The organism is Tenacibaculum sp. SM2510 (genome assembly GCF_057002845.1).
In genome coordinates this window covers 2,718,804-2,738,196 of sequence record NZ_CP192703.1, presented here as the reverse complement: position 1 = coordinate 2,738,196, position 19,393 = coordinate 2,718,804, and the positions used below count along the sequence as shown (strand labels likewise).

The 19,393-nt window shown below is 30.5% G+C and carries 24 protein-coding genes; 10 read left to right on the top strand and 14 right to left on the bottom strand.

The window, feature by feature from the left end; translation table 11 throughout:
* Nucleotides 1-38 precede the first annotated feature (38 nt).
* The 3 genes from ACQ629_RS12465 to ACQ629_RS12455 all read right to left on the bottom strand — a co-directional run bounded on the left by ACQ629_RS12465 (nt 39) and on the right by ACQ629_RS12455 (nt 2,288).
* A complete protein-coding gene (locus ACQ629_RS12465; protein WP_483705432.1) occupies nt 39-524 on the bottom strand; it encodes an ABC transporter ATPase in 486 nt (161 codons plus the stop codon).
* 70 nt (nt 525-594) lie between these two features.
* A complete protein-coding gene (locus tag ACQ629_RS12460) occupies nt 595-1,422 on the bottom strand; it encodes an exonuclease domain-containing protein (protein WP_483705430.1) in 828 nt (275 codons plus the stop codon).
* An 11-nt stretch (nt 1,423-1,433) separates the two neighbouring features.
* Nucleotides 1,434-2,288, bottom strand: coding sequence for a PPK2 family polyphosphate kinase (locus ACQ629_RS12455; protein ID WP_483705428.1), 855 nt, complete (start codon nt 2,286-2,288; stop codon nt 1,434-1,436).
* 147 nt (nt 2,289-2,435) lie between these two features.
* Between ACQ629_RS12455 and ACQ629_RS12450 the strand changes: the two genes are divergently transcribed.
* Entirely contained in the window at nt 2,436-2,945 is a 510-nt protein-coding gene (locus tag ACQ629_RS12450; RefSeq protein WP_483705426.1) for a flavodoxin family protein, read from the top strand.
* Between the two features lie 16 nt (nt 2,946-2,961).
* Here ACQ629_RS12450 and ACQ629_RS12445 read toward each other — a convergent pair whose 3' ends face one another.
* The 4 genes from ACQ629_RS12445 to ACQ629_RS12430 all read right to left on the bottom strand — a co-directional run bounded on the left by ACQ629_RS12445 (nt 2,962) and on the right by ACQ629_RS12430 (nt 6,372).
* Nucleotides 2,962-3,885 (bottom strand): AraC family transcriptional regulator, encoded by a 924-nt coding sequence (locus ACQ629_RS12445; protein ID WP_483705424.1) that lies wholly within the window; start codon nt 3,883-3,885, stop codon nt 2,962-2,964.
* Nucleotides 3,886-4,407 carry an alpha/beta hydrolase gene (locus tag ACQ629_RS12440; protein WP_483705422.1) on the bottom strand — a complete coding sequence of 174 codons (522 nt, stop codon included), beginning with the start codon at nt 4,405-4,407 and terminating at the stop codon, nt 3,886-3,888.
* Nucleotides 4,408-4,763: 356 nt separating this feature from the next.
* The gene (locus ACQ629_RS12435; protein WP_483705420.1) at nt 4,764-5,072 is read right to left on the bottom strand and encodes a hypothetical protein; all 309 of its coding nucleotides are present in this window, start codon (nt 5,070-5,072) and stop codon (nt 4,764-4,766) included.
* Nucleotides 5,073-5,076: 4 nt separating this feature from the next.
* On the bottom strand, nt 5,077-6,372 hold the full coding sequence (locus ACQ629_RS12430) for an NAD(P)/FAD-dependent oxidoreductase (RefSeq protein WP_483705418.1): 1,296 nt from the start codon (nt 6,370-6,372) through the stop codon (nt 5,077-5,079).
* A gap of 110 nt (nt 6,373-6,482) precedes the next feature.
* Between ACQ629_RS12430 and ACQ629_RS12425 the strand changes: the two genes are divergently transcribed.
* Nucleotides 6,483-6,917 carry a DUF7738 domain-containing protein gene (locus ACQ629_RS12425; protein ID WP_483705416.1) on the top strand — a complete coding sequence of 145 codons (435 nt, stop codon included), beginning with the start codon at nt 6,483-6,485 and terminating at the stop codon, nt 6,915-6,917.
* 2 nt (nt 6,918-6,919) lie between these two features.
* Here ACQ629_RS12425 and ACQ629_RS12420 read toward each other — a convergent pair whose 3' ends face one another.
* The 3 genes from ACQ629_RS12420 to ACQ629_RS12410 all read right to left on the bottom strand — a co-directional run bounded on the left by ACQ629_RS12420 (nt 6,920) and on the right by ACQ629_RS12410 (nt 10,177).
* Nucleotides 6,920-7,447, bottom strand: coding sequence for a hypothetical protein (locus tag ACQ629_RS12420; protein ID WP_483705414.1), 528 nt, complete (start codon nt 7,445-7,447; stop codon nt 6,920-6,922).
* 103 nt (nt 7,448-7,550) lie between these two features.
* Nucleotides 7,551-9,437 carry a molecular chaperone DnaK gene (dnaK, locus tag ACQ629_RS12415; protein WP_483705412.1) on the bottom strand — a complete coding sequence of 629 codons (1,887 nt, stop codon included), beginning with the start codon at nt 9,435-9,437 and terminating at the stop codon, nt 7,551-7,553.
* Between the two features lie 116 nt (nt 9,438-9,553).
* On the bottom strand, nt 9,554-10,177 hold the full coding sequence (locus ACQ629_RS12410; RefSeq protein ID WP_483705410.1) for an NUDIX hydrolase: 624 nt from the start codon (nt 10,175-10,177) through the stop codon (nt 9,554-9,556).
* 7 nt (nt 10,178-10,184) lie between these two features.
* Here ACQ629_RS12410 and pyrE point away from each other — a divergent pair, with 7 nt between their 5' ends.
* Together pyrE and ACQ629_RS12400 are read left to right on the top strand one after the other, a co-directional pair.
* The gene (gene pyrE / locus ACQ629_RS12405) at nt 10,185-10,841 is read left to right on the top strand and encodes an orotate phosphoribosyltransferase (protein WP_483705408.1); all 657 of its coding nucleotides are present in this window, start codon (nt 10,185-10,187) and stop codon (nt 10,839-10,841) included.
* Nucleotides 10,841-11,230: an SRPBCC family protein gene (locus ACQ629_RS12400; protein ID WP_483705406.1), complete on the top strand. Its 390-nt coding sequence runs from the start codon at nt 10,841-10,843 to the stop codon at nt 11,228-11,230. The genes pyrE and ACQ629_RS12400 overlap by 1 nt, the downstream gene beginning before the upstream one ends.
* 1 nt (nt 11,231) lies before the next feature.
* On the opposite strand, the gene ACQ629_RS12395 is transcribed toward ACQ629_RS12400, so the two are convergent.
* Complete coding sequence (locus ACQ629_RS12395; protein ID WP_483705404.1) at nt 11,232-11,963, bottom strand: biotin--[acetyl-CoA-carboxylase] ligase; 732 nt, start codon at nt 11,961-11,963, stop codon at nt 11,232-11,234.
* Between the two features lie 87 nt (nt 11,964-12,050).
* Here ACQ629_RS12395 and rsfS point away from each other — a divergent pair, with 87 nt between their 5' ends.
* Genes rsfS through ACQ629_RS12365 form a run of 6 tightly spaced genes read left to right on the top strand, consistent with a single transcriptional unit; the run spans nt 12,051 to nt 16,690 of the window.
* Nucleotides 12,051-12,419: a ribosome silencing factor gene (gene rsfS / locus ACQ629_RS12390; RefSeq protein ID WP_483705402.1), complete on the top strand. Its 369-nt coding sequence runs from the start codon at nt 12,051-12,053 to the stop codon at nt 12,417-12,419.
* A 25-nt stretch (nt 12,420-12,444) separates the two neighbouring features.
* Nucleotides 12,445-14,373, top strand: coding sequence for an ATP-dependent zinc metalloprotease FtsH (gene ftsH, locus ACQ629_RS12385; RefSeq protein WP_483705400.1), 1,929 nt, complete (start codon nt 12,445-12,447; stop codon nt 14,371-14,373).
* 12 nt (nt 14,374-14,385) lie between these two features.
* Entirely contained in the window at nt 14,386-14,976 is a 591-nt protein-coding gene (locus ACQ629_RS12380) for a hypothetical protein (RefSeq protein ID WP_483705398.1), read from the top strand.
* A gap of 3 nt (nt 14,977-14,979) precedes the next feature.
* Complete coding sequence (locus ACQ629_RS12375; protein WP_483705396.1) at nt 14,980-15,774, top strand: phosphatidate cytidylyltransferase; 795 nt, start codon at nt 14,980-14,982, stop codon at nt 15,772-15,774.
* A gap of 23 nt (nt 15,775-15,797) precedes the next feature.
* Nucleotides 15,798-16,055, top strand: coding sequence for an acyl-CoA-binding protein (locus ACQ629_RS12370; protein ID WP_483705394.1), 258 nt, complete (start codon nt 15,798-15,800; stop codon nt 16,053-16,055).
* 5 nt (nt 16,056-16,060) lie between these two features.
* Nucleotides 16,061-16,690, top strand: a complete 630-nt coding sequence (locus tag ACQ629_RS12365) for a YceI family protein (protein WP_483705392.1) — start codon at nt 16,061-16,063, stop codon at nt 16,688-16,690.
* A 497-nt stretch (nt 16,691-17,187) separates the two neighbouring features.
* On the opposite strand, the gene ACQ629_RS12360 is transcribed toward ACQ629_RS12365, so the two are convergent.
* The 3 genes from ACQ629_RS12360 to ACQ629_RS12350 are packed head-to-tail and all read right to left on the bottom strand — an operon-like array spanning nt 17,188 to nt 19,264.
* Nucleotides 17,188-17,385: a Cif family virulence factor gene (locus ACQ629_RS12360; RefSeq protein ID WP_483705390.1), complete on the bottom strand. Its 198-nt coding sequence runs from the start codon at nt 17,383-17,385 to the stop codon at nt 17,188-17,190.
* Nucleotides 17,370-17,693 carry a hypothetical protein gene (locus tag ACQ629_RS12355; protein ID WP_483705388.1) on the bottom strand — a complete coding sequence of 108 codons (324 nt, stop codon included), beginning with the start codon at nt 17,691-17,693 and terminating at the stop codon, nt 17,370-17,372. The genes ACQ629_RS12360 and ACQ629_RS12355 overlap by 16 nt, the downstream gene beginning before the upstream one ends.
* Before the next feature lie 23 nt (nt 17,694-17,716).
* Nucleotides 17,717-19,264 carry a peptide MFS transporter gene (locus tag ACQ629_RS12350; RefSeq protein WP_483705386.1) on the bottom strand — a complete coding sequence of 516 codons (1,548 nt, stop codon included), beginning with the start codon at nt 19,262-19,264 and terminating at the stop codon, nt 17,717-17,719.
* Nucleotides 19,265-19,393: the final 129 nt, after the last annotated feature.

The window sequence follows — 19,393 nt, the reverse complement described above, 5'->3', positions numbered from 1 at the left end:
CATATCTTAATCATCTGTACCTTAATTGAAATCAATTGTTATACCAAAAATCGTTTGTGCCAACTTTTATCGGCAGTAACTTCCCAACTAGTTTCAAAGTCCTCTTTTGTATCTATCATATTGTTAAACACAATTGTTTTTGAGGTTATCTTTTTATCTTTTGCTAATTGCTGAAAATCAGACAATTTAACAACATTAATATTGTCACCGTCTTTAAATGAAACGTTCATTTTATTCATTAAATTGATTCTCAGTTCTTTTTCTAATTCTTGTACAAAGTGAACCGAAGAATCTATAGAGCAACCTGATACATTGTTAAAGCCTTCGTCTACACCCAACACTAAAAACTGATTGTATTTTATGGTAAAAGAGCCTTTTAAGTCATCTCCATGTCGCGTCCAACTATCAATAAAAAGTATTGCTTTTGCACAAATATATTCTACTTCTTCTATGCTAAATTCTCTATCTGCTTGATACACCCAAACTCTTGAGTTTTTTGGTAAATTGTTATATTCTGTAAACATTTTTTATTCTTTTTTATAATCTCTAAAGTAAAAATTATTATGGTTACTTCGTTTAAACCTATGTTAAAGATTATCTTAAATTAAATTTCTGTTGTAAAGCTTCTAACTTCTCTCCGTCAGTCATTTTCTTTTTAGGTATTGCCATTCGCTCTTTAATTTCTCGTAATACTTTTTTGGTGTACAACGGAAAATCTGCATTCTGAATCCATGAGTTATATCCTGGGTTTTCTTTAAAGACATCTTCAACTGTTCTTCCTTTGTATTTCCCGAAAGAGAAAATTTCTTCATCTTTATCATTCATCAAAATAAAACCAGCAAAATCTGCTCTTTTACCATGTGTTGAATATTCACTTAAAGCATCAACAGTGTTCTCAATATCTTCATATTTATCTAACTGCGCTAATAAAATTTCGTAAGTAGCATTGGTATCGGCTTCTGCACCATGCGCGCCAACTAATTCTTTACCACAGTAAAACTGATATCCTGCACTTAAAGTACGTTGTTCTTTTTTATGAAAAATTACTTGAACATCTACCGCTTTACGATCGTTCATATCAAAGTCGATTCCTGCTCGCATTAACTCTTCTGCTAAAACCGGAATGTCGAATCTGTTTGAATTAAAACCTGCCAAATCGCAACCAGCAATCATTTCGTTTATACTCACAGCTAATTCTTTAAAAGTTGGCTCGTTGGATACTTTTTCGTCTGTAATTCCGTGAATTTCTGATGATTCTTTTGGTATTGCTACCTCAGGATTTACCAACCAGGTTTTACTTTCTTTATTTCCGTTCGGAAACACTTTTAATATTGATATCTCTACCACTCTATCTTTCGCTATATTGATTCCTGTTGTTTCTAAATCGAAAAATATAATTGGTTTTGTTAAGTTTAATTCCATTTTTTTTGCAATTATTCGTTATTTAACTGAGTTTTAAACTCGTCTATTTTATCTAAATCTTTTTGAGCTAACGCTGGTTCTTTAAAACCGTATTTTTTAAGCTCTTCACTAATTGTTTTCCCTACAATATATCTTGCCGTTGGCTTATCATCTGCAGGCACTACATACCAAGGTGCATAATCTGTATTTGTTCTGTTTAATAAATCCTCATAACACTCCTGATATTTACTCCACAACTTACGCTCTTTTAAATCGCCAGAAGAGAACTTCCAATTTTTCTCAGGAATATTTAAACGACGTAGCAATCTGTTTCTTTGTTCTTCTTTAGATACATTTAAAAAGAATTTTAAAATAATCGTTCCGTTAGCTGAAATATGTTTTTCAAACTGATTGATTCTTTCCATTCTATCATGATAAAAAGCATCATTTAAATCTTCTAAACTTTTAACTGTAGGAATATTTTCTCCAAAAACATACTCAGGATGCACTCTTGTTACCAACACATTTTCATAATGTGTTCTATTAAAAACACCTATTTTTCCTTTTGCAGGCAAGTCAATATAATGGCGCCATAAGAAATCGTGCTTCAACTCTAGTTCCGTTGGCACTTTAAAACTATGCACCACAACTCCACGTGCATTCACATCTTTAAATACCTCACGAATTAAGCTATCTTTACCAGAAGTGTCCATTCCCTGTAAGCAAATTAGCATACTGTACTTACCTTCTGCATACATGGTGTCTTGTAACTCACTGAGTTCTTTTCTTACTTTTTTAAGTTTCTTCTTCGCCTTTTCATCTACTTCTTTCGTAGCAATATGGCTTAATATGACTTCATTCGAAAACTTGTAGCTATCTGTATTCATTTACAACGGTAGATTAATAGCATAAAAATACAAAAAATATACTCTTTTAGTATTGATTTTTCCTTGAGAATTATCAATTTTTACGATTGAAGATTAAATAGGGTTTAAATTAAAATTAAGAAATTTAGCCTCTAAATAAAAACACACATGAATACAACAGTTATTATTCAAGGAAGCTCAAAAAGCAACGGAAATACAAATAGAATTGTTAATTATTTGAATAAAAATAATGATTTTGATATTATCGATTTAAAGACTAAAAACATTGGGTCTTTTGAATATGATTTTAGCAATGCAAATGACGATTTTATTCCTTTAATGGAAACTATTATTAAAAAATACGATACTATTATATTTGCAACACCTGTTTATTGGTATAGCATGAGTGGAACTCTAAAAACATTTTTTGATAGAATGTCTGATCTTTTACACCACAAAAAAGAGTTAGGGAGACAAATGAGAGGCAAAAACATGGCAATGATTAGCAACTCAGGAGAAAATGATTTAAAGAACGGATTTACAATGCCTTTTATAGAAAGTGCCAATTATTTAGGCATGAATTACCTTGGCGATGCACATACTTGGTTTACAAAAAATGGTTCTGAAATTGATTCAGATGCTTTAACAAACATCGATAGCTTTAGATGTTTGTTTTAAAGAGTAAAAGGGGGTTTTATTGAATCGGAATACAAATATCTACAATACATTTTCCTTCGGGATGCTCTTCTGGATTGTTGTAATAAATTCCAAATGGATCATGATCAGCTTTTTTAAAACCATGTTCACTCATCCACACAAAGTTGTTTTCCCATGCTTTTTGAAATTCTGAAGGATGAATCTCTAAACGAGAAACAATACATTTGGTTTTAGGCAACGTTCTTAAATTTACTTCCCCTTCAGTTTTCACTAACTTATTTAATGTCATACAAGCACTCATTCGTATTTTATCTTCATCAGTAATTTTAGGGCTATCATGGTAAATAGTTATCATTCGCAAATCTTTTTGCTGCATTAATCCTTTAGGTAAAGCCCAGCGTATTAATCGATTGTAAACACCTCCAATTAAATCAATTTTCCCTTGATGACTTATATAGGCTAGTTCTAATTTAGGTACAATTTTAACTTCGGTAATTGCATTCATTTTTAACCAATTTAAAGAGTTATCTATGTTACAAATATACTTTTCAAATGACGTTATTATTTGCCTGTTCTTGCTTTCTGTTTTACAAATCTTGCTAAAGTTGTATTTACTTTCCTTTTTAAAACCCGCAGGACTTATTCCATAAAATTTTTTAAATGCTCTTGAAAAAGAAGATAAACTTGTAAACCCTACTTTTTCTGCAACTAAAGCTACTGATACTTCTTTTTGATGCAATAAAAATGAAGCTGCTTTTTCGATACGTTTTCTTATTATAAAACTATTTAGTGTTTCTCCTGTTACTGTTAAAAAAAGTCGATGGAAATGAAATTTAGAAAAATAAGCTTTGGTCGCAACCTCTTCTAACATCAATCTTTTATCTAAATTATCTTCAACATAAGTAATTGCTTTGGCTATTCTTATTATTGTTTTTGATGTTGTTTTTTCTGTATTTACCATCTAGCTCAATAATGTTAAACAAACGTTTTTTATTGTTTCTATTTCCTTATACACATCATGCGCTTTACCAGGTATTACCTGAACACGAATACCACTCATCTTTTTAAACCATATTTCACTCGGTTTAAACTCATCTAGCTCTCCATAATCCAATTTCGTTTTACAAAGCACTTTTTCTACCTCATAACGTAATCTTGTAGAAGATACAGCAACTAACTCAACCACCCTTAACCCTTTTAAAATAGCTTTCCAACCTATGGCACCACCAATACTAAAAGCCAGTATCGTAACTTTTTCTTTTTCTAATTTTAACAATTCATTTACAGCGTTATCAATTCCTCCTTCAACAAAAAACAAATGTCTTTCTTCTTCTGATATGCTTAATTTTGGGATACCCGCTAACAAACAACTACTATAAATTTTCACTTCATATTTTACAGATAACAAGTTTACATACAATGAAAGCCATTCTATTTTTTCACTTCCCCATAAGTCCGATAAAATTAACAATCTAGGTTTCATAAATTTTAGTTGATTTTTGAAGAAAGAAGAAGATTAATCCGCTTATAAAATATAAAAAAACATCTATTATGTCTGCCGTGTATCTCGAATTATACTTAGGCAGAAAATACTCATATAACAATGCGTATATACTACAAATATATAAAACAACCCAAATAGGTATTTGATAATTACCATCACTTTTACTCCTTCTTAAAATAAATAAACAAATTGTAAGTACTATTGGAATAATTAAAAAATCATTTAAATAAAATTGAACGACTTTAGGAAGTATAATATTAAGTTTTTGAGCAAAATAAATACTAGTTCCTACAAAAACTGAAAGCAAAAAGTAAATATATAGTGCTTTTTTCATTTTATCCCGCGGCTACCATTGTTATAAACCAAGCCAAAGCACCTCCAATTACACTCACCAATAAAAAAGCAGAGTACAAAATCCACCCTATAATTTTATATAAAAAGAAAGGATGTTTTTTTAAACGCTCTGCTAAATTAGGGTTGGCTATTTTATGCTTTGCCTTTTCTATTTCCACTTGCTTATAAGCTTCTTCTTTTAAAGCTCTCTTTTTTCTATGAGATATTAAGGTATTACAATTTTCACAATACTCTTTGTTTGTATTAAACAATCCGCAGTTAGGGCATTTTATATTTCTTGTAATACTCATTTTATTACTCTTTAAAACTGTATTTATTTTTATTCTTATAAGGTCTTATAATAAGCCTTGTTTCTCTATCAAATCGAATATAATTATACATCCAATTCATAAATACAATTACCTTGTTTCTAAAACCTATTAAAGAAAACAAGTGTACAAACATCCATACAAACCATGCGAAAACTCCCTGAAACTTTAATCTTTGCAAATCTACTACCGCCTTATTTCTTCCTATGGTAGCCATAGATCCTTTATCGTTATATTTAAACGGTTTTAATGTTTTTCCTTTAAGTTTGGTTAATATATTTTTAGCCAATAAGGTTCCTTGTTGAATAGCGGGTTGCGCCATCATCGGGTGCCCAAATTTATATTTTTCAGTTTGCATACACGCAACATCTCCAATAGCATATACATTGTCATAACCTATAACTTTATTGTATTCATCAACCTTAAATCGGTTAGCTCTTTCTACCAAGCACTCTTGCTGTAAACCGTTAATAGATCTCCCTTTTACTCCAGCTGCCCAAATTACTGTTTCTGCTTTAAAATGATCATCACTGTTAGTTGTTACCGTAGTACCGTCATAATTTAAAACTCGAAGATCTTTCCAAACATCAACACCTAATTTTATTAAGAAATCCTCCGCTTTTTCTGAAGCCTTATTACTCATTCCCTTTAACAACTCGCCTGAACTTTGAATCAAGTTAATTTTCATTTGACGGATATCTAAATCAGGGTAATCTTTAGGTAAAATTCCTTTTTTCATTTCGGCTAAAGCTCCGGCTAACTCAACTCCGGTTGGTCCACCTCCAACAATTACGAAATTCATTAAAGCTCTTCGTTTCTCTAAATTAGTTTCTAGCAGTGCTTCTTCAAAATTTTCTAATACCAAACTACGAATATTTAATGCCTGTGGAACAGACTTCATTTCCATCGCATATTTTTCGATATTGGTATTTCCAAAAAAATTAGTTTTAGATCCTGTGGCTATAATCAACTCATCATACTCTAAATTACCAATAGTTGTTTCTATTATATTTTTATCTGCATTAATATTTAAGACTTCTGTTAAACGAAAAAAGAAGTTTTCTACATCGTTAAATCGTTTTCGCAACGGAAAAGCAATACTATCGGGCTCTAAGCCACCAGTTGCAACTTGATAAAGTAATGGTTGAAATGTATGGTAATTATGTTTATCTATTAAAACAACCTGAAGTTCTTGCTCTTCTAATCCTCTTGCTACAGCTAAGCCGGCAAAACCTCCTCCAATAATTATTACTCTAGGAAAACTTGTTTGAGGTATATTCATTTTAGAATGATTTTATTTCACAATAGCAAATTTACTTAAAAGTTGAAATTTATTCTTTAAATTTGTACTTTATGTTCACATAACTATTTCCCCTCTAAAAACAAGCTACCATGTTTAAATTTTTAAAAAAGAAAAAAGTAAAAGATTTAATTATTAAATGTGATACTGATACTATTCTTATAAACGAAAAACCTATTATTTTCCCTACTAATTACGATACTTTAATTGCTATTTTAGGCAAACCTGAAAGAGAACTTTCTAAAACTAATCACTATATGATTTGGGACCAATTTGGTATATTCTGTGGTTACACAGATAAGAATGAAATTTTATCTATTAATGTATATCAGAACAAGCAAGATAGAAGTGAGTATAATAGTAAAAAACAATTTAAGGGCAAACTTCTATTAAATGACGAAGAGATTACAAATAACGAATTCAGTAAAATTGCTTTAGGTAAAGTTGCCATTCATAGGCTTGGAAGCGAAAATGAAGTCCGTTTTGGTTTTAGTTTAGGTATTAATAAAATATACACAAATCTGTAAACTTACAGCTCTCTTTTTAACTGCTGAATGGTTTTAGTTGTTGATATTAAATCATTTATTAATATCTCTCTTAAATCATCTATATCGTCCTCATAATAGGCAGCCCATTTATACTCTTTAAACAAGGTTTGAATTTGTTTTAAACGTTGGTGAGCAAATTCTGAAGTCATTAAAAAAACAGTTTTATTTCCTTCTTCTTTTAAGCGTTTAATTTTAACTTGTTTTAGCGAGAAATCCACCTCTAAGTAAAACACTTTATCAGTATCATTTAATGGGTAAAAATCTGTCCAACTAGCAAAACCTACGTAATAGTTTTGACTTTTATATTCTTCTATTTCTTTTATTTTCCATCGACAATTAGCTACACGTCCCCAATGATTAGAGTAACGATAAACTCCTTCGTCTGCATAGAAATACAAACTACCTGATTTACTTTGATAATGTGCCGATTTACCTTTAAAAAAAGTTATAGACCGCGATTCAAACTCACAGTAGGTATACCTAAAAAAATTATGTTTATGAAATTTCATTTTTCAAAAGTAATTAAAGAAAACCTCGTTTTATAAATTATTCTAATCAAAAAACCCATTGCAATTTCTTGCAATGGGTTTTTAATATAAGAGTAATATGTTATTACTTCACTTCTTCGAAATCTACATCTTCAACATTGTCTTCCTGAGCAGTATTTGCTTCTGGTTGCGCTTGTTGAGCTCCTGCACCTTTATCAGCATACATCTCTTCAGAAGCAGCTTTCCATGCATCATTAATAGTAGTTAAAGCACTATCAATCCTAGCAGTATCTGCAGATTCGTGAGCAGCAACTAATTCAACTAAAGCAGCTTCAATTGGCGCTTTCTTATCGTCAGATAATTTCTCACCAAATTCTTTTAATTGCTTTTCTGTTTGAAAAATCATAGAATCTGCTTCATTGATTTTCTCAGCAGTTTCTTTTGCTTTTGCATCTGCATCAGCATTTGCTTCTGCATCAGCTTTCATTTTTTCAATTTCTTCTTCTGATAATCCTGAAGAAGCCTCAATCTTAATATCTTGAGTTTTCCCTGTAGCTTTATCAGATGCAGATACTTTAATAATTCCGTTTGCATCAATATCAAAAGTTACTTCAATTTGAGGAACTCCTCTTTGTGCTGGTGGAATATCTGTTAATTGGAAACGACCAATTGTATTATTATCTGCCGCCATTGCTCTTTCACCTTGTAACACGTGAATATCTACAGATGGCTGATTATCTACAGCAGTAGAAAATACTTGAGATTTTTTTGTTGGAATAGTAGTATTCGCATCGATTAACTTTGTGAATACGTTACCCATTGTTTCAATTCCTAAAGATAAAGGCGTAACATCTAATAATAATACGTCTTTTACATCTCCAGATAAAACTCCTCCTTGAATTGCAGCTCCTAAAGAAACTACTTCATCAGGATTCACTCCTTTACTTGGTGATTTTTTAAAGAAATTTTCAACAGCTTCCTGAATTGCAGGAATACGAGTTGATCCACCTACTAATACGATTTCATCGATTTCATCGATTGTTAAATCAGCATTTTTTAAAGCAGTTGCACAAGGCTCAATAGTTCTTTTAATTAAATCATCAATTAAAGCTTCAAATTTAGCTCTTGTTAATGTTCTAACTAAGTGCTTTGGTCCTGAAGCAGTAGCTGTAATATATGGTAAGTTTATTTCTGATGAAGTTGTGCTAGATAATTCAATCTTCGCTTTTTCAGCAGCTTCTTTTAAACGTTGTAAAGACATTGGGTCTTTACGTAAATCCATAGCTTCTTCAGCCATAAATTCTTCTGCTAACCAGTTAATGATTCTTTCGTCAACATCATCTCCACCTAAATGTGTATCTCCATCAGTAGCTAATACCTCAAATACTCCGTCTCCTAATTCTAAGATAGATACATCATGCGTTCCACCACCAAAATCAAAAACAACTATTTTTTTATCGTCATGAGATTTATCTAAACCATAAGCTAAAGCAGCTGCAGTTGGTTCATTAATAATTCTTCTAACTTTTAAACCTGCAATTTCACCAGCTTCTTTTGTAGCCTGACGTTGTGCATCGTTAAAATATGCTGGCACAGTAATTACAGCTTCAGTAACATCTGTTCCTAAATAGTCTTCAGCTGTTTTCTTCATTTTCTGTAATACCATTGCAGAAATTTCCTGTGGCGTATATAAACGACCATCAATATCTACACGTGGTGTATCATTATCTCCTTTTACTACTTTATAAGGTACTCTTCCTGCTTCTTTTGAAGAGTCAGAAAATTTATTACCCATAAAACGTTTAATAGAATAAACTGTTTTTGTTGGGTTAGTAACTGCTTGACGTTTTGCTGGATCACCAACTTTACGCTCTCCTCCTTCTACGAATGCTACGATAGATGGTGTAGTTCTTTTTCCTTCTGCGTTAGGAATAACAACTGGTTCATTCCCTTCCATTACAGAAACACATGAATTTGTGGTTCCTAAATCAATTCCTATAATTTTACTCATAACTAATAACTATTTATCTTAAATTTTTAATTCAATTTTACGAGTAGTAATAGTCAAACTGTATGCCAATTAGTTTTTGCTTTTGTTTTGGCAGTAAAAATATTGAAGTTATTTACCTATTCTGACAGAGTGTCATTTTTTATTGATTTCGCGTAATATTCAAAGACCATAACGATGTTGTAAAAAGTATTCTGCAAAGCAACTTTAGTTGCTCTACTATCTTTAAACATTACTTTGGTTATACCCTCTTCTAACTGCGGAGTTAGTATGCCTTTATAAGATGAAGACATTAAGTACCAATGTGTTTCTTTTAATCGATGTTTTCCTTTCTGGATAAAAAAGTGATATGTTTTAATTAGTTTTTTATCAATTTTAAGATTAATAATACCGCATTCTTCTTCAACCTCTCTTATTGCTGTTTCTTCTACTTTTTCTCCTTTTTCTTGTCTTCCCTTTGGCAAATCCCATTTACTACCTCTGTAAATAAATAAAATTTCTTTTTTTTCGTTCAAAACAAGTCCGCCTGCGGCAACAAGAACCTTAAACCCCATTTTAAAAAGTTCCCAATCTTCTTCTAAATTACTGGTAAAAAGATAAACTCCTTTTACCTTGCCTAGTTTCAACTTATATATAAGTTCGTCTATAATTGTATTTTTGTAAATATAAACAACATAACCATCTTCATTTTTTAATGAAGTTGTAAAGATTATTGGTTTGTCATTCACAAAAACTTTATACATTTGCGCTATGGATTTCAACAAAGATACAGGAAAAAAAACGGCCGAACTTCTTCTGCAAATAAAAGCTATTAAATTAAACCCTCAAGAGCCTTTCACATGGGCTTCTGGCTGGAAATCACCAATTTACTGCGACAACAGAGTAACACTTTCTTACCCATCTGTTAGAAATTTCTTAAAAGAAAAAATTGCTAAATTAGTTGAAGAAAAACACGGCAAACCTGATGTAATTGCAGGTGTTGCTACTGGTGCAATTGCCATTGGTATGTTAGTTGCTCAAGAATTAGGAGTCCCTTTTATATATGTACGACCAGAACCTAAAAAACATGGTCGTAAAAACCAAATAGAAGGACATCTAGAAAGCGGTCAAAACATAGTTGTTATTGAAGATTTAATTAGCACTGGAAAAAGTAGTTTAAATGCCGTAAAAGCTTTAAAAGAAGCAAATGCAACAGTTAAAGGTATGATTGCTATTTTTTCATACGGATTTGACATTGCTACCGAAAACTTTAAAAACGAACAAGTAGAACTTACCACATTGAGTAACTACGAATATTTACTTGAGCAAGCCTTAGATAGTAAATATATTACCAGCGAAGAATTAAGAACATTAGAAGACTGGAGATTAGAACCTAGTAAGTGGAAACAAAACGAAAATAAGAAATAATGAATATTGAAGGAAACAAAGTAATTGTAAAGAAATCGCCAAAAGAAGTGTTTGATTTCTTAATCAAATTAGAGAACTTCGAGCAATTAATGCCAGAGAATACTCAAAAATTTGAAGTAGATGGTGATAGTTTTATTTTTGGTTTAAAAGGAATGCCAGAAATACGATTAGTAATGAAAGAAAAAACTGAGTACTCTAATATTACATTAGGTGCTGCTAGCAGTAAATTACCTTTTACTTTATCAGCAGACATTAATGAAATTTCTGAAAACGAAAGTGAAGTTACTTTAAAGTTCGAAGGTGAATTTAACGCTATGATGGCAATGATGGTTAAAAAACCTTTAACTAAGTTTATTGAAACTTTAACTGAGAATATTGCTAAAATATAAGTTAAGCAAACGAAACCTCTTTAATACCAAATTCTTGAACTGTTTCGTTTTCTAATTCGATTTGGAGATTGCCAATATTGGAAACCCCAACAATTTTACCCATAAATAAAATGTTTTTAGATGTTTTAAACATACTTGGAACATTTTTTTTATATAACACATTTAAATATTCCTCCTCTAAAACACCATATTCTTTTTTATGCAGCAACTCAATTTTTTGCTTCAAACAGTACAAAACTTTATTAAATAACAAATCTAAATCTGTATCTTTACCAGTAATAATTTTGATTGAAGATGCATTTGGTAAATCATTTGAAAAACTATTTTGATTAACATTAATACCTATTCCAATAACAGACGAACTAATTTTAGTTAAACTTAGGATGTTTTCAATTAAAATACCCGCTACTTTTTTGTTTTCTGACATAATGTCGTTGGGCCATTTAATAGCTAATCGGGGTAGTTTCAAATATTTAACCGCCTCATAAACACTTAAAGAAACACAATAATTTAAATACTTAAAATTAGCAATAGTAAGATTAGAAAACTTACAAAAAACACTAAAAGTCAGACTCTTACCTGCATCAACAATCCAGTTTGCATTCATTTGCCCCCGACCTGAAGTTTGATTTTTAGCAACAACAACAGTAAAATTATCAACACTTACTTTTGTTGCCATATTCTTTAAAAAAGAATTCGTTGAATCAATGGCATCAAGTTTGATTATTTTCATATAATTTTCGTGAGTAAAACAAGTATTAATATTAAGCAAATTACTCACAAAAAAATAATAACTTTGCTAAAAACTTAATTTTTTTTGATGACTAAAAAACAAGCAAGCACAGACGAATTAATTGCTGTGATTATAAAAGGTATTGATGAGGTAAAAGGAGAGAACATCCAATTACTAGATTTAAGAGAAATAGAAAATACTGTATGTGATTATTTTATAATCTGCTCAGGAAATTCAAACACTCAAGTAAACGCCATTTCTGGTTCTGTACAAAAAATGGTGAGCAAAGAACTTAAAGATAAACCTTGGCACATTGAAGGACAAGGAAACTCTGAATGGGTTTTAATGGATTATGTAAATGTTGTTGTTCATATTTTTCAAAAACAAGTGCGTGATTATTACGATATTGAAAGTCTTTGGGGTGATGCTAAAATCACTGAAATTAACCCAGCTTAATTGCTAATAATTTACACATATTTTTATGAGTGATAAGAAAAAAAATCCTCCAAAATTTAGTTTTAATTCATTTTGGATATACATTCCGATATTAGTTGTCCTGTTAGGATTGAGTTTCTTTAACTCAAACGACTTGGGTTCTAGAAGCATTTCTAAGAACGAGTTTCATAAAATTTTACAAGAAAACGATATTCAAAAAATCGTTATTGAAAATAATAATGTTGCTCAGATATTCTTAAAAAGCGAAGCTGAGAAAAAAGAACAGCACAAGAAAATAACAGACTCTCCTTTTTACAGAAAAGGATCTCCTTTGTACAGTTACAATTTTGGAGATTTACAAAATTTCGAAAATGAAATTAAAAAAGAGAAAGCAGAAAATAATCTTGATTTTGACAGAACTAATGTAGAGCCTACAAGTTTGATGAAAACATTGTTCGACTTTCTTCCTTTTATTTTATTAATCGGTATCTGGCTTTTCTTTATGAAAAGAATGTCTGGTGGCGGATCTGGAGCTGGTGGCGGTGGTCAAATATTTAACATTGGTAAATCAAAAGCTAAATTATTTGATGAAAACACTAAGGTAAAAACTACCTTTAAAAATGTTGCTGGTTTAGAAGGAGCTAAAGAGGAGATTCAAGAAATTGTAGACTTTTTAAAAACACCTGAAAAATACACAAAACTAGGAGGTAAAATACCTAAAGGAGCCTTATTAGTAGGACCTCCAGGAACAGGTAAAACATTATTAGCTAAAGCTGTTGCTGGTGAAGCAGGAGTTCCTTTTTTCTCTTTATCAGGGTCTGATTTCGTTGAGATGTTTGTTGGTGTTGGTGCATCTCGTGTTAGAGATTTATTTAAACAAGCACAACAGAAATCTCCTTCTATTATTTTTATTGATGAGATTGATGCTATTGGTCGTGCAAGAGGTAAAAACAGTATGACTGGTGGTAATGATGAACGAGAAAACACGTTAAATCAACTTTTAACAGAAATGGATGGTTTTGGTACTGATACAAATGTTATTGTATTAGCTGCTACAAACCGTGCTGATGTATTAGACAAAGCTTTAATGCGTGCGGGTCGTTTTGACCGTCAAATTTATGTTGATTTACCAGATTTACATGAACGTAGAGAAATTTTTGAAGTACATATTAAACCCTTAAAATTGGCCGAAAATGCTGATTTAGAATTGTTAGCGCAACAAACCCCAGGGTTTTCTGGAGCAGATATTGCTAACTTATGTAACGAAGCTGCTTTAATAGCTGCAAGAAACAACAAGGAAGCTATTGAACACCAAGATTTCTTAGATGCTGTTGACAGAATAGTTGGTGGTTTAGAAAAGAAGAATAAAGTGATTACGCCAAAAGAAAAGAAAGTTATTGCTTTTCACGAAGCTGGTCACGCTACCGTTAGTTGGATGCTAGAGCATGCTGCTCCGTTAGTAAAGGTAACCATTGTTCCTCGTGGTCAATCATTAGGAGCTGCTTGGTATCTTCCAGAAGAAAGAAAAATTATTCAAACAGAACAAATGCTTGACGAAATGTGTGCCACAATGGGTGGTAGAGCTGCTGAAAAGTTAATATTTAATAAAATTTCTACTGGTGCTTTAAGTGATTTAGAAAAAGTTACTAAACAAGCACGCGCTATGGTTACTGTTTATGGATTAAACGAAAAGGTAGGTAACATTACCTATTACGATTCATCAGGAAACGATTCTTTCGTAAAACCATATAGTGATGATACTGCTAAAATTATTGATGAAGAGATTTCTAAAATGATTGAATTTCAGTACCAAAGAGCTATTGATCTTTTAAGTGAACATAAAGACAAACTTAAGTTGCTTGCTGACTTATTACTTGAAAAAGAAGTTATGTTTAAGGATGATTTAGTAAAAATATTTGGAGAAAGACCTTTTGATAAAAAAGAAAATAAAACTAATCCAATAATTGAAGAATAGTTTTTTATTTTAATGAATTTTTTAAAAAAATTATACAAATCATATAAAAAATCATCTGAAGAAAAGTTAATTAACGAGCAGGAAGTTAACTTATCTTTAGATGATTCTTTTGTTCATAATTTCATAAATAAAGGTGGTAAATTTTTATACTGTACCTCTATTGATGAAGTATCTAATAATTTAAAACATATTTTACAAGAAAACAATTGGAACCAAATTACTTGCTCTGATTTTGACTTACTAAAAATTGCTAAAAAATTAGATATCAACATTCAAAAGACCCCCTCTAAATCCATCCCCTTTTTTACCTCGTGCGAACATTTAATTGCTAATAACGGAAACATTTTATTCTCTTCCAACCAACTAGCAAGTAACAAATTAAATTCTCATTCAGAACATTTTATCGTATACGCTACCACTAGTCAATTAGTAAAGGATATGGGAGAAGGTTTAACAGGTATAAAAACACATTTTAGTGGTAATATACCTACCAACATAAGCTCAACTACTAACTACAACATCGATGCTGAAGATGATAGTTTTTTAAGTTACGGTAATAGTAATTCAAAAAACTTATATTTGGTGCTCTTTGAAGACTTATAAACTATGCGCAACCTTATAACAAGAAGTATCTCTGGACTTGTTTATGCTATAATTTTTATTTCAGCTATCCTCTTTTCTAAAGAATCATACATAGCATTAATGGCTGTATTCTCAACATTATGTGTTTTTGAATTTTCGAGAATACTAAAGTCTAAAAATGTTATACCCTATGTTTTTTTAATAGGATTTATGTATTTATCTACGATTGAAATTCCTGCTATTTTCACAAATTATTTGATAGGATTTTCTTTCTCAGGCTTACTTATATTACTCTATTTATTAATAAGTACAAAACCGATAAGGTCTGATAACTTAGCTCAAAAAATATTTTTACAAATAATTTACTTGATAGTACCTTTTTACTTCTTAATAAAACTTCCTTTTATTGAAAATAATTATCATCCAAATATAATTATCTATATTATTTTAATGATTTGGACAAACGACAGTTTTGCTTTTATTGTTGGTAAAAACTTTGGTAAACATAAATTATTTGAATCTGTATCTCCTAAAAAAACAATCGAAGGTTTTATTGGCGGATTACTATTTGCTGTTATTGCAGGGTTTTTAATTGGTAAATACTCTAATTCTTTTCCAATTTTTAATTGGATAATCATTGCTGTTATTGTTGCTGTATTTGGATCTTTGGGTGATTTAGTTGAATCTAAATTTAAAAGACAAGCAAAGATTAAAGATAGTGGTACAATTATGCCTGGGCATGGTGGATTGTTAGACAGGCTTGATAGCTTGTTTTTCCTTGCTCCTTTCGTATATTTGTATATACATTATATAATATAATTCCCCTTACTTTATTATTGTTTATGATAAGTGATTTAGATATAGAATTCAATAAAGCTTACAAAAAAGCTTCTAATTATAAAGAAAAGTTACCTCCAGATGTTATGCTTAAATTCTACGCATATTATAAACAAGCTGTAAAGGGAGATAAATTTACTTTTAATAGTAATCATGATCTAAGAAACGCATTTAAATTTAATGCATGGATTCAATTACAAGGCATGACAGAAGATGAAGCTAAACAAGAATACATCAACTTAGTTAATTCAATTATAAAATAATTATCATGAAAAAAATCATTTATTCTTTATTCGTACTTGCTACTTTAGCAAACTTTACTTCTTGTAAATCAGAAGCAAAAAAAGAAACATCAAAAAAAGAAGAAATTAAACTAGAAAGCAATGCGGCTTTCTCTTTGCAAAATGCAGATAATCAAATAAACTTTACAGCCTACAAAACAAGTGAGAAAATACCTGTAAGCGGTTCTTTTAAAAAAGTAACAATAACCTCTAACGGTGATGGGACTACGGCTAAAGAAGCAATTAACAACGCTGAATTTTCTATTCCAGTAAGTAGTATTTTTACTAAAGATTCTAGTAGAGACTTTAAAATAAAAAAGTTCTTCTTTGGAATTATGGATAAAACAGAATTACTTTCGGGAAAATTAGTTTTAGAAAATGATTCTATTGGTTATTCTGATTTAACAATGAACGGTGTGACTAAAAAACTTGCTTTTAAATACAGTATTGATGGTAATGTTTTTACCTTAAATGGTAATCTTAAAATTACGGATTGGAATGCTGATAAAGCCTTAAGCTCTTTAAACGAAGCTTGTAAAGATTTACATAAAGGAGCTGATGGTGTTTCTAAAACTTGGGACGATGTTGCTATTAACATTACATCTACTTTTAAATAAAAAATAATTTTTATACCTATAAAAAGAAAGCCTTAGATAAAATCTAAGGCTTTCTTTTTTACGCTAATATCCATTCTAATAAATTGTGAACACATACAAGAGGTTTTACAAACTTCTTTTCACCAACCTTCATTTGGTTCTGTATACAAACGGAGTTTCGTTTTTTTCAAACTATAAATATTCTTGAAATTTTCTGTTTTATAAATAAAAGGAGAAATCTGTTGAATCTTATTTAACAACGAATACTTCGTAAAAAGTTCTTCAAAAAAACTGACAATCCTTTTTGGCTCTATTAAGTGTTCTTTCTAAAAACTCTCTATAGGTGTATTTTATACTTGACTTTTTTACAACCCTAATAAATTTACAGAAAAATCAACAATATGAGTTCCTTTAATATCTAATATTATTTTTCGAATAGATTACCTTATAGTATTAGTGTTCATATTAGTATAATCTGAAAATTAAAAACTGTTTAATCAATATATTTAAGTTAAATTTTAATTTTTCGTTTTTTCAACCGAGCTTGCGTGGTCTTTAATCACATACCATTTACCGTTAAGTTTCTCTAAAACATAAGTAACTATTAATCTATTAAAATAAGGTTTTCCGTTTCGTTCAAGTTCTTTATACATTACTTCAGTAGTCGCAACACCAATATTATTACCAACATTTATACTGGTTATCTTAAATTCCAAAGTAGTATTAACAATCTTAAAAAAGCTTCATGAAATTTCAAAAAACCTTCTGCAGAATAAATAACCTCCATATTTGGCTGAATTAGCTCGGTATTTCCTTTAGGAGGTAAAGTTTCTTTTAATGTTTGTAAATCTTTATCTGTAACAGCCTTTAAGTGTTTTTGTAGTGATAAAGTAAAAGCTTCTATATTTAGTGTTCTATCGTTACTATTTAATTGTATATCTCTTTTCTCTTCAAAACAAGAACTAATCAATGATATTCCCAAAAAAAGTAAAACTATCTTGTTAAAATATTTAATATTTCCCATGTTAAAGTGTTTAATATTTAGATTTAATGAATAGTATGCATTCTTCTTTTTATCGACGAAGAAAAAACGATGACTAAAACCCCTACAAAAGATGCCATTACTCCGAAACTAGCATACACTGAAACATACGAGTATAATTGTTGATAAATAACACCTTTTTCTAAAACTACACTATTTGATAAACCAGTAACAAATTGAGTAATTTCACCAAACATACCAGTAGAAAACACTCCTAAATCTCCTTCTGAAACAGTTGTTAACTTTGCTATTTTCCCTGCAAAGAAGTGACCATAAAAATTCGCCGAAAACCAAACCCCCATAATAAAAGAAACATATTTAATTGGCGATAATTCTGTCATTTTAGACAAACCTATTGGTGACAAAAATAACTCACCGATCGTTAACACTAAATAGCCAACAACCAAATAAAGCATTGGTGTTTTAGCAAACTCATCTACTTGATTTGCCGACATACCAAAAATAACAAAACCAAGTCCAAGAAATAATAATCCAAGGCCGAATTTAATTACTGAATTAGGATTCTTATTTATTTTACTCAAAAATGTCCATAAAATAGAAAACGGAATTGCTAACAAAATTATAAAACCCGAGTTAATACTATTGGTTCCTGCTGCACTCATACCCACTAAATTTACATTTCTATCTGCAAAAAGCGTTAACGAACTACCTGCTTGCTCAAAAATGGCAGCGAATAACGTATATAAAACTGTAAAATACACAGCAACCAATAAGCGATGCTTTTCTGTTTTACTTACTTTTTTTAAAATATAAGCAATGTATATTATTAAAAATACTGAAACTACCCAAACTAAATAATGTTCAAACTGATGAAATCGTATAATTAAAGCAAAAATTGGCACCGACAAAAACGCTGCTATAATAATTACATTTCCCTTTTTTATTCCGAAGATCGGTTCATTATACAACTCCTTATTCGTAACCAAACCTTTATCTTCAAAAGTATTGTTTTTAAGACCTCTTTGAAACACAAGCAACCCTAACAACATACCAATTCCTGCCAATACAAAACCATAATGCCAACCATAAGTTTCGGCAAACCATGCACAAGCTAACGGAGCAATTGCGCCACCAATATTTATCCCCATATAAAAAATCGTGAATCCTGCATCTCTACGCATATCTCCTTGTTCATATAAATTACCTACAAACGAAGAAATGTTTGGCTTAAAGAATCCGTTTCCTACAATAATTAAAGCCAATGATCCATAGAAAAAAACAGGTTGTTCGAAGGTTAATAAGAAATGGCCCAACGCCATTAATACTCCCCCTAATAAAATAGCTTTTCGGAAGCCTAATATTTTATCAGCTAGAATACCTCCGATCATTGGTGTTACGTATACGAGTGACATGTATGCCGCGTATACTCCGAATGACATTTCATCGGAATACAATAAATGTTTTGTCATGTACAAAACAAGTAGCGCTCTCATTCCGTAAAACGAAAATCGTTCCCATAGTTCAGCAAAAAATAAATATAACAATCCCTTAGGATGTCCTATAAAACCGGATGTAGATGTGTGAGTTTTCATAAAATAAATATGTTTTTACAAATGTATTTTTACACAAACTATTTAAAAAGCTTTGTAGTTAATTGTACTAAAAAATAAGTGTTTGTAAGTTTTTGTTATTGGTAATAATATCAATTTCAAAATAAAACA